We start from the raw sequence: 15248 nt of genomic DNA, 5'->3' as shown, positions 1-15248 counted from the left end.
CCAATGGCCAAGCGATCACATTCCTAGTCCTGTGCCGGCGGCAGAACGGGGTCATAGCTTTCCACATGCCGGGACGACGCGGCCTCCACGTCGAAGATTGCAATAGCGCGGCTAGGCGAATCAGGCATCAGCCGATATGATCGGTAGGCCAGCGGGTTCACGCAGTGTCTCCCAGCTCCCGAGCCAGTCCCCCACCTATACGCTCCGCAAAACCACGATCCTTCCTAGCGGAACTGATTGTTAAGTTTGCTTCCGTATACCTAATTCTTCTTTGTTTACTGCATGTTTACCATAACGCCCCCGACCACCGCCAAGCCCGCATCGCGGTCCATCCGCGCGCCCTTGTCATTTGATGCTACGTGAGGAAGGGGTGAGCCTATCGCGCCTTCGTTGCCTCGCGATTGGTAAAATGCGCGTTGCCCAAACCTGTACCGATGGTCAGCACGGCCCATCTCGACACGTCGTTCATATAAGGGATCTGCGACAATCCCTGCACGACGGCATCGTTGTGCATCATCACGAATGTGCTGTCGTCGCCGATCTCGGGAATGGCCCTCATCAGCGCGGCGGGAAGGTTGAAGCTGTCGCTCTCCCAGTTTCCGCCCGGCAGGTTCTGTCCGCCGCGTTCGATGGAGCCATCGGCTTTGATGATTCCGGGGCATGCGATCCCGATGATGGGCGCGGGTTTGAGATTGGCTTTCTCAGCCTTGCCAATCAGATCCTGCAACATCGCGGCCAGTCTCTCGATGGTTGCGGTACGGCTTGGCTCGTCGTCGGCGTGGCGCCAGATGGCTGATTCCCAGACGCTCGCATCTTTAAAATTCGGCACGTCGTTCTTTCCGAATTTAACGACGCCGGCGCGAACATTCGTCCCGCCGATGTCGACGGCGAGCATCGCCTCGTGGCCTTTGAACATCCACGGCGGCATCAGATGAACCGCGCCGATCAGTCCGGCCTCATCGGGATGGTGAACGATCGGCACCACCTCGACATCGATGCCCGCCACCTTGAGAATAACCATGGTCCTGGCGATCGCCAGCTCACCGAAGCGGCTCTGCCGGAAGCCACCGCCGACGACGATGCGTTCCGTCCTGACCCAGCGTTTGTCCTTGAGGAACTTTCCGATCACGTCGGCAAAGTCCTGGGAAAAGTCCTCCACCGCCCCCATGACCAATGCCGCCGCTTCCATATCGTCGCCTTTCAGAAAGGCATCGATCTTCTTCTTGGAAAGTTTCGCCGTCGCGGTCTTGCCGATCGGGTCATCTCCGACCTTGCGGATGCGTTTTCTCCAGTCGTCGAGCTTCTGCTGGAAAGTCTTCTTGTTGGCGTTGTCGCCAACGAAACCATCCTTGTCACGCAGTTCGTTGTTGTAGTCGTCGATCGTCACCAATGGCAGATTTAAAGCGCCATGTGCCAGCGGGGCGTTGACCTCATCACGGGGATCAGAACTGCTTTTGGCCATCAATGTACCTTCTACGGCGCGAGTGCTCGAACGGGCGGCGAGATACAACGCGGACTAGCCTCAGGATGTTCCGGAGTCTGAAAAGCCACCTTGCCCTTGTTGGCCGGCGACCTAGCTTCAATCATTGCAGCGTTTGGAGAATACCGTGCAAGACGACACCGCTACCCAGGAAATGCTTTCACTGGTCTTGGAAGAGCCGGACCATTGGGCGATGTTTCTCGATATCGACGGGACGCTGCTCAATCTTGCGCCCACACCGGATGCGATCGAGGTCCCAGAAGCGCTTCCCGGACAACTTCATCGCCTGTCCAACAAGCTCGGCGGTGCCCTGGCGCTGGTCACCGGACGATCACTTTCTTATGCCGACGAGCTGTTCAAACCCTTTGAATTTCCGACAGCCGGCCTGCACGGTGCCGAGATCAGAAGCGCCACCGGCATGCAGACGGTCGAGGCGACACCTGAGTTTCAGGCACTGAAACATGCGCTGACCGCGGAAGCCGAGCACTATCCCGGTGTCTTGATCGAAGACAAGGGCGCGGCCGTTGCCGCCCATTACCGTCTCGCACCCGAATATGAAAAGGTGCTTGAAGACCGCATGCAATACTATGCCGAGCTCGCCGGACCGAACTGGGCATTGCAACTCGGCAAGAGGGTATTTGAATTGCGGCCGGCACGGTCGAGCAAGGGCGATGCACTGGAGCGATTTTTCCAGTCCGATCCCTTCAGGAACCGCTGCCCGATTACGATCGGCGATGACCTGACCGACGAGTCGATGTTTGCGATCGCCAATGCCCGCGGCGGCGTTTCCGTGCGTGTCGGCGCGATCGGCACCCCGAGCTGCGCCACGAGCCGGCTGTCCTCCTCTGCACTGGTCAGAAACGTCATTGCCGCCTTGGCAGCCTGAACTGCGTCCTCGGACGATATGCATGCGGATTGTTGCCGTCTTTCCGTCCGCTCCGCAGCGTCAATTGTCAAAAAAGTATCGGTTTTGACTGGGAATCGTGGTGGCGGGCGTGAAACGAGACCACTACACTCCCCTTAACAATAAAGCCAAAAAGGGAATTTGGCGGGGTGGCGTGGAGCCGTCCTCGGAGGAGGAAACAATGGAACCTGACTTGGAAGTCATTCAGATCAGGCCGGGCGAATCTTTCGCAACGAAGGCGCACGGCTATCCCTACCATACGGTTCGCTGGCATTTTCACCCCGAATACGAACTTCATCTGGTCGTGGCGACGACAGGACGGTATTTCGTCGGCGATTTCATCGGCGAGTTCGAGCCTGGCAATCTCGTGCTGGCGGGGCCTAACCTTCCTCACAACTGGATCAGCGATGTCCCGAAAGGATCGAGTATTCCGCTTCGCTGCCAGCTCATCCAGTTTAGCGAGAATTTCATCAGCGACACGATGAAGGTGTTCGCCGAACTCGGTCCCTTCGATGCGGTTCTCGAAGCCTCCCGCCGCGGCGTGCTCTTCGGCGCCGACACCAGCCGCCAGGTTGCTCCCCTGATGAACGAGGTGCAGCAGGCGCACGGCGTGCGTCGCATCGAACTGTTCATGATGATCGTCGGCCTGCTCAGCCGGGCGCAGGATTCCCAACTTCTCGCCAGCCCGAGCTATCTGCCCGATCCATCGGGATACATGTCGGCCGGCATCAACAAGGCGCTCGCCTATATCAGGGAAAATCTGACGAAGTCCTTCGACGAAGCCGATCTCGCAGCGATTGCCGATCAGTCGACAGGCGCCTTTTCGCGCGCCTTCCGACGCCATACCGGCATGTCGCTGGTACAGTATGTGAAACGCCTGCGCATCAATCTCGCCTGCCAGATTTTGATGAGCGATGACCATGCATCGATCACCGATATCTGCTTCGAGGTCGGCTTCAACAATCTGTCCAACTTCAACCGGCAGTTTCTCGCGGAAAAAGGCATGACGCCTTCTCGTTTCCGGCGATTGCTGGGTGACAATATCAACGTGGCAAAGGCGGCCTAGAGGAGGAGTCGAAAGGGCACAGCCCGAGGGAGGACAAAGAGGAGGAACCAAAACTGACACTGACTTGAACGTGGGCGGGCGATGAGCGCGCTCGCGATCGGAGATGCTTGTCCTCAACAACGTCAAACCGCCGGGACAGGCGCGACCGTTCATTCAGCCGAACGGCCAGAGCAGAACAGTGCAATCACGAACCTACACAATTTTACCAATGGGAGGAGATGGAAATGATGAAATTCTCGACAAAGTCGGCAGGCGCCGCGTTCTTCGTTCTGTCCTTGCTGGGCGGTACTTCCGCCTTTGCGCAAGCAGCCGTTTCGGATGCGACAGTGGCATTCCTCATGCCCGACCAGGGCTCGACCCGCTATGAGGAGCACGATCATCCGGGCTTCGTCGCGGAGATGAAGAAGCTCTGCGCGTCATGCAAGGTCCTCTATCAGAACGCCGATGCCGATATCGCAAAACAGCAGCAACAGTTCAATTCGGCGATCACCCAAGGCGCCAAGGTCATCGTGCTCGACCCGGTGGATTCGGCAGCGGCCGCATCGCTCGTCCAGCTCGCACAGAGCCAGGGCGTGAAGGTCATTGCCTATGACCGTCCGATTCCAAAAGGCAAGGCCGATTTCTACGTCTCCTTCGACAACAAAGCGATCGGCAAGGCAATTGCGGAATCGCTCGTTCAGCATCTCAAGGCTCAGAATGTGCCGACCGATGGCGGTGGCATCCTGCAGATCAACGGTTCGCCGACCGATGCGGCTGCCGGGCTGATCAAGGACGGCATTCACGAGGGGCTGGCGAGCGGCGGATATAAGACGCTTGCCGAATTCGACACACCCAACTGGCAGCCCTCGAATGCGCAGCAATGGGCAGCCGGCCAGATCACCCGTTTCGGCAAGCAGATCGTCGGCGTGGTCGCCGCCAATGACGGTACCGGCGGCGGCGCAATTGCAGCCTTCAAGGCAGCGGGCGTCGATCCCGTGCCGCCGGTGACCGGCAATGACGCGACGATCGCGGCACTACAGCTGATCATCTCAGGGGATCAGTACAATACGATCTCCAAGCCGAGCGAAATCGTTGCCGCTGCCGCTGCCGACGTCGCCGTGAAGCTCCTGGCCGGAGAAACGCCGAAGGCCGAAATGACGCTGTACGACACGCCGGCGCAACTTTTCGTCCCTGCGGTCGTCACTGCCGAAAACCTCAAGGCTGAGATCATCGACAAGAAGATCAACACCGCCGAGGAGCTGTGCACCGGCCGCTATGCTGACGGCTGCAAGAAGCTCGGCATCACGAAGTAATCCGCAACGGGAAGCGCGACCGGTTCGCCGGTTGTGCTTCCCGCTTCGCTTTCCTGAAAGGCCAGGCGATGTCTGAAACCTCTCATACCCTTCACCCCTCCCGTCAGCCTGTCCTCAGCCTGCGCGGAATATCGAAGAACTTCGGGGCTGTGTCGGCGCTCACCGATATCGAACTCGACGTGCATGCCGGCGAGGTCGTGGCGCTGGTTGGCGACAACGGCGCCGGCAAGTCGACATTGGTCAAGATCCTGGCCGGTGTGCACCAGCCAAGCTCGGGCACGATCCTGTTCGAGGGCAAACCGGTGAACCTGCCGAGCCCAAGTGCTGCTCTCGGGCTCGGCATTGCAACGGTATTCCAGGATTTGGCACTTTGCGAAAATCTCGACGTCGTCGCCAATATCTTTCTCGGCAAGGAACTCAGTCCGTTTCAGCTCGATGAGGTCGCCATGGAGATCCGCGCCTGGCAGCTCTTGAACGAGCTTTCGGCTCGCATTCCAAGTGTGCGCGAGCCGGTCGCCTCACTCTCCGGAGGGCAGCGCCAGACCGTGGCGATCGCCCGATCGTTGCTGCTTGAGCCGAAACTGATCATGCTCGATGAACCCACAGCAGCGCTTGGCGTTGCTCAGACCGCCGAAGTGCTTGACCTCATCGAGCGCGTGCGGGAACGCGGCCTCGCCGTCATCATGATCAGCCACAATATGGAGGATGTGCGCGCCGTTGCCGATCGCATCGTCGTCCTTCGTCTCGGCCGCAACAATGGCACCATGCCGCCCGACGCGTCCAACGAACAGCTGGTCAGCGCCATCACCGGCGCCGCCAACAATTCCGTCTCCCGCCGCGCGTCGCGCCGCCAGGCGCAAAGCCGAGAGAACGAGGAGGGCAGGCCATGATGAAGACCATCCAGAATGACCCGGCGGCGCCGGCGCTGCTCGACCGGCGTGACGAGAGAGTGCGCCACGATGACAGTCTGGGAGGCTCGATCCAGGCCTTTTGGGATCGCATCCGCTCCGGCGATCTCGGTTCCCTGCCGGTCATTGTCGGCCTGGCGATCATCTGGACGGTGTTCCAGGCGCTCAATCCGGTGTTTCTCTCCAGCAGCAACCTCGTCAACATGCTGTTCGACTGCTCGACGGTCGGCGTCATCTCGCTCGGTATCGTCTGCATCCTGATGGTGGGTGAGATCGACCTCTCCGTCGGCTCCGTCAGCGGCTTCGCCTCGGCGCTGGTCGGCGTCTTCTGGGTCAACCAGGGTTGGCCAGTGGTCCTGGCAATCCTCGCCGCCACGATTGTCGGCGCCCTCATCGGCTCGCTTTACGCGTTTGTCTTCAACCGCTTCGGCATGCCGAGTTTCGTGTCCACCCTGTCCGGGCTACTCGCGGTTCTCGGCCTCCAGCTCTATATCCTGGGAGCGACCGGTTCGATCAATCTCCCCTACGGTTCCTGGCTCGTCAGTTTCGGCCAGATCATGGTCATGCCGGATCCGATCGCCTATGCGCTGGTGTTACTTGCCGGCATTGCCTTTTTCTTTTCCGGCTACCGCACGGCGACACGCCGGCGGGCAGCCGGCCTGTCGGCAAAATCGACCGGCGGGCTGCTGCTGCGCGCCGTCATCATCACCGTCGCCCTGGAAGCCGTCGCATTCTATCTCAACCAGTCGCGCGGCATTCCGTGGATGTTCGGCCTTTTCGTCGGACTCGTCGCCGCAATGAACTATGCGCTGACGCGCACGAAATGGGGGCGCTCCATGCATGCCGTCGGCGGCAACAGGGAAGCGGCCCGCCGCTCCGGCATCAACGTCTCGCGCATCTATACGAGCGCCTTCGTCATGTGCGCGCTGCTGGCGGCAACCGGCGGCGTGCTGTCGGCCGCACGGCTGGCGACGGCAAGCCAGCAGGCCGGCACCGGCGACGTCAATCTCAACGCCATCGCGGCCGCCGTCATCGGCGGGACGAGCCTGTTCGGCGGGCGCGGTAGCGCCTATTCGGCCCTTCTCGGCATCATCGTCATCCAGTCGATCGCCAGCGGGCTGACGCTTCTCGATCTGTCGTCGTCGCTTCGATACATGATCACCGGCGCTGTCCTTGCCGTCGCCGTCATCGTCGACTCGTTGGCACGCCGATCGCGGATCTCGCACGGCCGGGCTTAGAGCAATTTCAGCAAAAGTGCGCAGCGGTTTTGCGTCCGGAATTGCGTGAAGACAAAGAGATAGAGCGCTTCCGTGATTCGAAGAAGAACGGAAATGCTCTCACCAACTGGGAAAACAGAGGAAGAAAATGGGACAGGATCTGTCTGGAAAAGTCGCGGCCGTCACCGGGGCGGCGTCGGGTATCGGACTTGAATGCGCCAAGGCTTTGCTTGCCGCGGGCGCTCGGGTCGTGCTGGTCGACCGCAATGAGGAAGCGTTGCGGGAAATTTGCTCGAAACTGGGCGCCAATGCCATTCCACTGGTCATCGATCTCACCGATCCGAAAAGCGTCGAACGGATGATGCCGCAGATCCTGGAAAGAGCCGGCCAGCTGGATATCTTCCACGCCAATGCAGGCTCCTATATCGGCGGTGAGGTGCTGGGTGGCGATCCTGATGCCTGGGATCGGATGCTCAATCTGAACGTCAATGCTGCCTTCCGTTCGGTGCATGCCGTTCTGCCGCATATGGTCGAGCGCAAGACCGGGGATATCATCCTGACGAGTTCCGTTGCCGGCATGATCCCTGTCGTCTGGGAGCCGATTTACACGGCGTCCAAACACGCGGTCCAGGCATTCGTCCATACGTTGAGGCGGCAGGTGGCCAAACATGGATTGCGCGTCGGCGCCGTCGCTCCAGGCCCCGTGGTCACCGCTCTTCTCAGTGATTGGCCGCAGGAGAAGCTGGATGAGGCGCTCGCCGCAGGCGGCCTGATGGAAGCGAACGAAGTGGCCGAAGCGGTGCTCTTCATGCTGACGCGCCCACGCAACATCACCATCCGCGATCTCGTCATCCTGCCGCAGAGCGCCGACATCTGACGAAAGTGCAAACGCCCACGTAAGAGGAACCGAACATGATCTTCGACAGATTTCGCCTGAACGGACAGGTGGCGCTGGTGACCGGCGGCACGCGCGGCATCGGGCTTGCCATCGCCGAGGCGCTCGGCGAGGCGGGCGCTAAAGTCATCATTACGGGCCGGGCCCGCAATGCGGCGGCGGAAGATCGGCTCTCCAAGGCCGGCGTCGAATGCGATTTCATCGCCGCCGATCTGAGGAAGGAAAGTGCTGCCGACGAGCTCGTCACCGAAACCCTTTCGCGGGCGGGCCGGCTCGACATCCTCGTCAACAATGCCGGCATCGCCATTCACGGCGACAGCGGCGAATTCTCCGATGCCATCTGGCGCGAGATCATGACCATCAACCTCGACGCCGTCTTCCGCGCCTGCCGCGCCGCGCTCGCCCCCATGCGACGCCAGGGCGGTGGCGTAATCCTCAATATCGGTTCGATGTCGGGCATCGTTTCCAATATTCCGCAAAACCAGGTCGCCTATAACACCTCCAAGGCGGCCGTCCACATGATGACCAAGAGCCTCGCCAGCGAGGTTGCCGCCGAAAACATCCGCGTCAACGCCATCGCGCCCGGCTATATCGAGACCGATCTGTCACGCGGCGGCATCGACAATCCCGACTGGTTCCCGACCTGGCGCAGCATGACCCCCATGGGACGCGTCGGGCAGCCTGAGGAGGTGGCCGGCGCTGCACTGTTTCTCTGCTCGGCCGCGGCAAGTTATGTGACCGGCGAAGTGCTTGTCATCGACGGCGGTTATACGACGCGGTGAGACGCAGGGCTCTGGGTAGGGGAGGGCGGTTCGGTGCCGCCCACGTCTGAGGCGCAATTCAGGAATCTCTCCTCAGCCCTTTGAGAACTGAACCGGGATGGTGATTTCAAACTCGGCGCCGTCGCCGGTCGTCTGCAGCGGCCGGATCGTACCGCCATGGGAGCTCAGCATGGCGCGGACGATGCCGAGACCCATACCGGTGCCGCCCTGCTCGCGGCGGGTGGAGAAGAACGGCTGAAAAATGCGGTGGCGATTTACCTCGGAAATACCGCTGCCGTCGTCGCGGACAAGAATGACGGCTGTTCGGTCGCTAGCCGATACGTTGAGTTCCAACAGGGTGGCGCCGTGCTGAAGAGCGTTTTCGGCAAGGTTGGCAAAGACGATGCCAGCGGCTTCCTGAGGAAGAGCAACCGATATTTCCGTATCGCCTCTGCCTGAGATATCCAGGGCGGGAAATTGGCCGCGCAGTGAGGATAGGATCTCCATGACGCTGCTTTTTCCCTCCGCCACAAGCGTTTCCGCTTGCGCCAGCTCCCTCAGCCGCTGCAACAACGCATCGAGCCGGACTGCGTCGGCGACGATATTGTCGAGGAAGTGCAAACGTTGCGCCTTCGTCATCGGTCGTTCGGCGTCATCGTCGCGCAAAAGCTCTGCCGCGCCCCGGATGGCCGTCAGCGGCGATTTCAGCTCGTGTGAGACATGGGCGGCAAAAGAGCTGATATATTCGGTGCGATCGACCAGTTTTCCGGCAAGATCGAGGAAGCTTTGCGACAGCACGGCGATCTCACGCGTTCCATAGCTTTCGAGCGGTCGGATGGCTCCCTTGCCGCCGCGGGCGATCTCTTCGGTACGGGCAATCAAGGCGTCGATCGGGCCGGTGATGGTGCGCGACAGCACATAGGCAACGCCGAGCGTCAGCATGAAGACGACGGCAAGCGCCCCGATTTCCGCCGGCGCCATCCGGTTCGAATTCGCCTCCACGGCGCGAAACCAGATGACGATCACGACCGGCAGCGCCATGACGGCGAGAAGCACGGCATAGACGATCAGCGCCAGCGTCGGCCGCCATTTCGTCCTGACTCTCGGTGCCGGCATCAGGCCTTCCTCCCGATTTCGGTGCCGAGTTTGAAGCCGATGCCGTGAACCGTCGCGATGATCCCTTGGCCGCCGGCCGCCAGGAACTTGGCCCTGATATTGCGGATATGGCTGTCGATCGTCCGGTCAGCGACATAGGTACCGACGCCATAGGCCGCTTCCATCAGTTGCTCACGACTGAAGACCATATCGGGACGTGACAGCAATGCGTCCAGAATGGCGAATTCGAGCGCCGTCATCGTGATATCGCCATCGCGGAAGCGCACTGTCCTGCCGCGGCGATCCAGGCTGAGTTCGCCGGCGACGAGGGTGGCGTGACGTCTGTCGGGCTCTGCCCCGTTGCCGCTGCGCTTCAAGATCGCCTTGACCCTAGCCACGAGTTCGCGCGGGCTGAAGGGTTTGGTGACATAATCGTCTCCGCCGATTTCGAGACCCAGCACCCTGTCGATCTCCTCGTCGCGCGCCGAAAGAAACAGGATCGGCAAGCCCGACGTCTTGCGGATTTGCCGGCAAACCTCCAGACCGTCCATATCGGGCATGCCGATATCGAGAACGATCAGATCGATATTGCCGCGTCGAAAGGCCGCCATCGCCTCGGCGCCGTTACGGGCGACCGTCGATGTCAGGCCGGCGCGTTCAAGGGCAAAGCAGATCACATCGCGGATGTGAGGTTCGTCATCGACGACGAGAATGCGGGGTGCCATCACCGGTCCTGCGTTGGTTTGTCGTGCCTGTTGTTATCGTTCTCGCTCTATCTTGCAATGGCTGCAGGAAGCAGAAGATGGGTCTCCAGGCGCGCTGCCCGGAAGGTCCAGTTCCGCCAGTCACGCGGACGCCGTTCAAAATCCCTGACGAGGTAGTACCGAATTGCCAGCGTCTGATTCCTCTTGTCGACCAGATGTTCCGGCAGCATCTGGAGATAGAGATCGAGCGCCGGAATGACGGAAGGACCGAGTGAGGAGAGATAATCGAGGTCGAGCGGCGGACCTTCCTGGCTGATTTCCTGGCTGTGGGCGACATTGAAGCGGGCGATCACAGCCGGGAAATCGATGAAGGCGCTGATGTAGAGAACCGCGATGAGGGAAGCGAGGTTGGCGGCGATCAGCCACTCGTTGGAGCGGTTAAGCAGAATGCGCAGCAGGATCAGGACAAGGCCGATGGCAACGAGGCCCATCCAGAGACCAGCGGCGACACGCAGTTCCGTCAGCGAATAGACCTCGACGTAAAGCCCGAGCCGCAGCATCGACGACAGGCAGAGAAGGATGTTCTGGCCGATCCAGGCGTGAACGAGGCCGCGGATCAGCGTACTGTGATCGCCAGGCCCGCCGCGCCGCATGGCGAGGAGGACGAAACCGGCAGCAAGAAGCGCCGTCGCAATCAGCGGATAGGCGCCGCGATGAGCATATTCGGCATGACTCATATGATCGGGCAGATCTGCGCCGCCCCAGAGATAGACGAGATCGAGAAGCGTCTGCACGGCAAAGACTGCGTTGAACAGGATCAGTGAGCGCAACAGCGAGGCATGGCCGAGCGGCGCATTTCTGGTGGGCACGATCACGAAGGACTTGCCGGCTTGCGGCCTCGCAACGCGACGCTTCAGGCGCGGCCGCAACATCGCCCAGATCACGATGGCGATCATCATCCAGAAGGCGATCCGCCAAGGATCGAGAAACCGCAGCAGAACAGCAAAACGAATGCTGCGCAACGCGATTTCGATAAGTGGGTTCGCCGTGGCGAAGAGAGAGACGAAGACTGCGGCGAGAACGAGCGGCATGACCCAGAGGCCGATGCTTTGGCGAACGACGGCGAAGGAGAATCGCCTGGCCGGCGTCGCAAGATATTTCCTGATATCACCGGCAAGCCGCAGGGGAATGACGAGGGCGAAACGGAGAAACACCAGCGGCAGACCGGTGAGAGTGCGAGGTATAAGCTTTGCACTGACGAGAGCGACCGCCATCAGTGCGCAGAGGCAGAGGATGACGCCGGCCAATGAGGGCGCTTCCAACAAAGGCGCCGACGCCAGAACCAAAAAGCCGAAGAGGAAGGCAGCCGTTGACGGCGTCCGGATCTTCCTGGCCGAAAGCAGAATGCCGGCGCAGACGGCGAGCGCGAACAGGAAGAGGTTTATCCCCAGACTCTCACCAAAGATCAGAAAATCTGCCAGCGCCACCAGCGCAAACAGCGCGGCGGTCCGGCCGCTACCGCGCCTGATGGGCATTGCTTCTGTCAGCGTGTCAGTTGTGTCCATTGGTGCTCCTCTCGTAAATGCCGCTTTTCGATCACGATGAGCATGGTTACGGGGATCTCGGCGGCGCGGATGCCTCGAGATTCGCCGGCCTCCGTCAGCCACCAGCCGTCATTGCGGACGCGATCCGGCAAAGCGGGCGATGTGACGAGAGGCGGGATATCGTTCTTGCTCATGGCAGAAGAATGCCGTGCCGGATTGCAGATTTTGTGCAGAAAGGGAGGAGCAATTCAGGAAAATCGGCCTGGCTCGTGAGCAGGGAGCGGCTCTTCGGATCATATCGCTTGTGATGAGAGCTGTAGTCTAAGAACCCCTCGGACGGCTCTTCCCATTCGCGCGGGACGGCGCCGCTGCGCTTTTTCCCGCGATCGGGATCGAGGCGATCAGTCTGGCGAGGGCGGCCTGGGACCGCATCCCTGTTTTGCCAAAGCATCGGCCAGTGTGTGTTTTCACCGTGTTGGACGAAATTCCAAGAACCCGGGCAATCTCAGGCAAATTCATTCCGCTGCCGATCAGCGCGGCGACCCGGGTTTCGGCTTCGGTCAGGCCAAAGATATATTGCAGTTGGTGCGCTTGCCGGCGCGTCTTGGCCTCCGGATCGACGATATGAATGAGGACGCGCGCTCCGCTGTCGATCGCATCCCATATGGAAACCGCTGTCGGTGCAAGCGGCGTGATCGTCACCAGATAAGGCGGCAAACCCGATGGCCGGGAGATCGACAAGGCCCCTTCGAAAGGCGTGTCTTCGCCATCGGCTATCAGCAGCGCCTGACGAATGGCGTTCACCAGGCGAGTGGACGTCTCCGGAATATGCGCGGCAAGCGAGGGCCTCTCGGAGCGGCTGAGGAAAATGCCGTCGGCCTGTTTCAGCAGCGCTTCGGCCGCCGCATTGAGGAGAAGGATTGCACCCCGACCATCGATCAGCGCGGCCGCATCGGCCATTGCATCGATCAGCCGTTGCGGCAATTCGGGTGCACGGGCGATCCGATTTACCTGAAAGGAAAGATCGATTGCCCGCGCCATGTGAGGGCTCAGCAGCTTCAGCCGCGCCGCCGCTTCGACAGTGCGATCGTCCTGCTCACGAGACAGGAAAAGAGCGACACCGCCGATGCCGCCGCGCTCGTGCAGGCTGGCATGGGGGAGGAAAAGCTGATTGAAGATGTTCTGAGGCTCGCAGATATCGACATAAAACGCGGAATGCCGGACGGCCGCTGCATCGACCAACCTGTTGCCGACGGCAATCTCCCCCGGTTTTACCTTCTCGAATGCGCGGGCATAGGGATTGCCCGTGTAATGCTGAAGGTAGAGGGCATTCAAATCTTCACGCATTCGGCCGGGGATCAGAAAGCTGCCGCGGCCATCTGGCGCCTGGTAGACGATGTTTCCGGCGACGGCGCCGACGTAATCAACGATGGCGCAGAGGGTATCCGGCCATAGTTCCGAACGAACCGCAGCCTGATAGACAGCGTCTATGATATCGACATGATCCATATCAGCGCCTCTCGTTTTCACGATGATGGTTCCGGCCAATTGCAAGGATCGCGACATCTCGATCCCTGCATGAATGTCTAAGGAGAGGCAAGACAGCGAGCATCACCCAATCAGGTGATGTTGCGCCGTCTCGTTCACCGAGTGGCTTGCCGGGATTTGTGAGAAGATCGTTGAAGAAAGAGAGGAAGCCTCATCGGAACCTTGGCGCACGCTTGGTATTGTGCAGCAGTTCGCAGGCGGTCGCGAACGGCCCGAAAAGTTTGAGCAACAGCGCTTGTTGCTCGGCGTCTATACGATGACGCGCGCAGAACTCGGTAACGGACCAGACTTTGGTCAGATCGTCCGTTTCGATTTGGCTGGGTTCGATATGTTCGGTCAACGGCGTATCCTCCGATACATCGAGCCTACCGCTCTCCGGCGTTTATAAGAACTAGCTAAAAAGAGTTATGCCGCTTTGCAGACCTTCTGACAAGCGGAAATGAAAACGCCCGCCGATTGCGCGGCGGGCGTCGTGTCTCACTGATCTACCGTTGTCGCTCAAGCGATATGGGAAGAATCAAAATCCGTGCCGGTGATGTTGAGCGTCACCTTGGCGGTGTCCGTGTGGCCTTCGCCGTCGGAGATCTTGTAGTAGCGCAGAACTTCCGTGTAGGTCTGACCTTCGGTCAGATCGGTCGTCAGTTCATAGGTGAATTCGCCGTTCGCCTTGACATGGAACGTGCCATACTGGCCCTGGACGTCGGTTACGGCGCCATCCTTGGCATCAACCTGGGTGCTCAGGAACTGGCGGAGGAACAGCTTGCCGTTGTCGCCGGCAATGTCGTTGTCCAGAACGTTACCGCCGATGGCGCTGCCTTCGGTGAAGTGGAAAGTATCGTCGACCGCGATCGGCTTGACCTGGGTGACGCCCTGAATGTTCAGGGTGAACAGGCCGACGTCGGTATGACCGCTGCCGTCGGAGATCTTGTAGGAAACCTTCTCCTGGTAGGATTCGCCATTGGCGAAGCCGATCTTGGCAGCGTCGCTCAGGACATAGGTGTAGCTGCCGTCCGGCTTGACGAAGAAGGTGCCGTAGTCGCCCTGGATCTCGGTGACCTGGCTGTTGCCGCTCTTGGCGCCAACGCTCGCGCCGTCGAAGGCACGCAGGAACAAGTGGCCGTTATCGGATGAATCGTTGGAAAGAAGATTTCCGGAAATTACGTCAGTTTCAAGAAAAGTTGCACTATCATCAGTTGCGTGTATCGGCGAAGCCATCGCTCTCTCCTAAAATTGTTTATCATCGGGTCAATTCGACCTCTGCGAGCCGCTCCTTTAACAACCTATTAATACTACAAGTCAATGGGCTATTTAACGGAAGGTTAATTTGGCTGATGGTCTCCACGTTGCTTCCATTCCGGCGAAATAATGTCACATTCGAGCCAAATCTTAGAAATTTCGGCCCGAACTACACCCGGATAACTTGAATAAAATCGTATGAAGTATATCTGAAGGCGACTGGCGATGCCGACGTCGTGCTATCTGGGCCATCCGTTGCAATCGCCGCCGCCGATACCTATGTTGCGGATGTGCCCGATCCAAGCAAAATCGAAGCCCGCTGCTGGCTTGATTGAGGCGCTTTATGCATCGGTGCGCCTAGGGCCAGGTGATGCGCAATCCCACAAACAATCGATGACGCGGCCACGGCCGACGAAGGATTTCATTTTGAACGACATACATACAGCCACCGCCGTTGCGGCGGCGAGCCCGCGTGAGGATGACGAAGCTGTCCGCAGCGCTGCCAAGACTTGGAAGCCGTCTCCCTGCCTTCTCACCCGCCGTGAATTGCAGGCTTTGATCGCCGAGCAGCTCGGCTGAGCGCGATTGGCGCACCATC

At 60.0% G+C, this 15248-nt stretch carries 15 protein-coding genes and 1 pseudogene; 8 read left to right on the top strand and 8 right to left on the bottom strand.

Features of this window, described 5'->3' with window-relative positions:
* Positions 1-376 precede the first annotated feature (376 nt).
* The gene (locus ACMUVN_RS10060; RefSeq protein WP_063475837.1) at positions 377-1462 is read right to left on the bottom strand and encodes an ROK family protein; all 1086 of its coding nucleotides are present in this window, start codon (positions 1460-1462) and stop codon (positions 377-379) included.
* 124 nt (positions 1463-1586) lie between these two features.
* Between ACMUVN_RS10060 and otsB the strand changes: the two genes are divergently transcribed.
* The 7 genes from otsB (at position 1587) to ACMUVN_RS10025 (ending at position 8544) form a co-directional block, all read left to right on the top strand.
* A complete protein-coding gene (otsB, locus tag ACMUVN_RS10055) occupies positions 1587-2366 on the top strand; it encodes a trehalose-phosphatase (protein WP_176707390.1) in 780 nt (259 codons plus the stop codon).
* Between the two features lie 199 nt (positions 2367-2565).
* On the top strand, positions 2566-3450 hold the full coding sequence (locus ACMUVN_RS10050; protein WP_047613403.1) for a helix-turn-helix domain-containing protein: 885 nt from the start codon (positions 2566-2568) through the stop codon (positions 3448-3450).
* A 218-nt stretch (positions 3451-3668) separates the two neighbouring features.
* Positions 3669-4742 carry a sugar ABC transporter substrate-binding protein gene (locus ACMUVN_RS10045; RefSeq protein ID WP_176707389.1) on the top strand — a complete coding sequence of 358 codons (1074 nt, stop codon included), beginning with the start codon at positions 3669-3671 and terminating at the stop codon, positions 4740-4742.
* A gap of 68 nt (positions 4743-4810) precedes the next feature.
* Positions 4811-5632 carry an ATP-binding cassette domain-containing protein gene (locus ACMUVN_RS10040; RefSeq protein ID WP_047612287.1) on the top strand — a complete coding sequence of 274 codons (822 nt, stop codon included), beginning with the start codon at positions 4811-4813 and terminating at the stop codon, positions 5630-5632.
* Positions 5629-6888: a sugar ABC transporter permease gene (locus ACMUVN_RS10035; protein WP_063475836.1), complete on the top strand. Its 1260-nt coding sequence runs from the start codon at positions 5629-5631 to the stop codon at positions 6886-6888. Before ACMUVN_RS10040 ends, ACMUVN_RS10035 begins: the two co-directional genes overlap by 4 nt.
* Positions 6889-7015: 127 nt before the next feature.
* The gene (locus tag ACMUVN_RS10030; protein WP_047612283.1) at positions 7016-7744 is read left to right on the top strand and encodes an SDR family oxidoreductase; all 729 of its coding nucleotides are present in this window, start codon (positions 7016-7018) and stop codon (positions 7742-7744) included.
* Positions 7745-7779: 35 nt separating this feature from the next.
* Entirely contained in the window at positions 7780-8544 is a 765-nt protein-coding gene (locus tag ACMUVN_RS10025) for an SDR family NAD(P)-dependent oxidoreductase (protein WP_047612281.1), read from the top strand.
* A 72-nt stretch (positions 8545-8616) separates the two neighbouring features.
* On the opposite strand, the gene ACMUVN_RS10020 is transcribed toward ACMUVN_RS10025, so the two are convergent.
* The 7 genes and pseudogenes from ACMUVN_RS10020 to ACMUVN_RS09990 all read right to left on the bottom strand — a co-directional run bounded on the left by ACMUVN_RS10020 (position 8617) and on the right by ACMUVN_RS09990 (position 14629).
* Positions 8617-9639, bottom strand: coding sequence for a sensor histidine kinase (locus ACMUVN_RS10020; RefSeq protein WP_063475835.1), 1023 nt, complete (start codon positions 9637-9639; stop codon positions 8617-8619).
* Entirely contained in the window at positions 9639-10343 is a 705-nt protein-coding gene (locus tag ACMUVN_RS10015) for a response regulator transcription factor (RefSeq protein WP_063475834.1), read from the bottom strand. The genes ACMUVN_RS10020 and ACMUVN_RS10015 overlap by 1 nt, the downstream gene beginning before the upstream one ends.
* Before the next feature lie 47 nt (positions 10344-10390).
* Complete coding sequence (locus ACMUVN_RS10010) at positions 10391-11887, bottom strand: DUF4173 domain-containing protein (protein ID WP_063475833.1); 1497 nt, start codon at positions 11885-11887, stop codon at positions 10391-10393.
* The gene (locus ACMUVN_RS10005; protein ID WP_063475832.1) at positions 11866-12060 is read right to left on the bottom strand and encodes a hypothetical protein; all 195 of its coding nucleotides are present in this window, start codon (positions 12058-12060) and stop codon (positions 11866-11868) included. Before ACMUVN_RS10005 ends, ACMUVN_RS10010 begins: the two co-directional genes overlap by 22 nt.
* A gap of 127 nt (positions 12061-12187) precedes the next feature.
* Positions 12188-13481, bottom strand: a pseudogene (locus tag ACMUVN_RS10000) (helix-turn-helix transcriptional regulator).
* 84 nt (positions 13482-13565) lie between these two features.
* Positions 13566-13754 (bottom strand): hypothetical protein, encoded by a 189-nt coding sequence (locus tag ACMUVN_RS09995; RefSeq protein WP_063475830.1) that lies wholly within the window; start codon positions 13752-13754, stop codon positions 13566-13568.
* A 158-nt stretch (positions 13755-13912) separates the two neighbouring features.
* Positions 13913-14629: an Ig-like domain-containing protein gene (locus ACMUVN_RS09990; protein WP_063475829.1), complete on the bottom strand. Its 717-nt coding sequence runs from the start codon at positions 14627-14629 to the stop codon at positions 13913-13915.
* A gap of 246 nt (positions 14630-14875) precedes the next feature.
* Between ACMUVN_RS09990 and ACMUVN_RS09985 the strand changes: the two genes are divergently transcribed.
* Positions 14876-15229 (top strand): hypothetical protein, encoded by a 354-nt coding sequence (locus tag ACMUVN_RS09985; RefSeq protein ID WP_125853763.1) that lies wholly within the window; start codon positions 14876-14878, stop codon positions 15227-15229.
* The last annotated feature ends 19 nt before the right edge of the window (positions 15230-15248 follow it).

This window comes from Rhizobium sp. IY2 (assembly GCF_047532935.1).
GTDB lineage: Bacteria > Pseudomonadota > Alphaproteobacteria > Rhizobiales > Rhizobiaceae > Rhizobium > Rhizobium anhuiense.
Note: the sequence above shows the minus strand (reverse complement) of the source record. Positions and strands in the feature narration are given on the sequence as shown.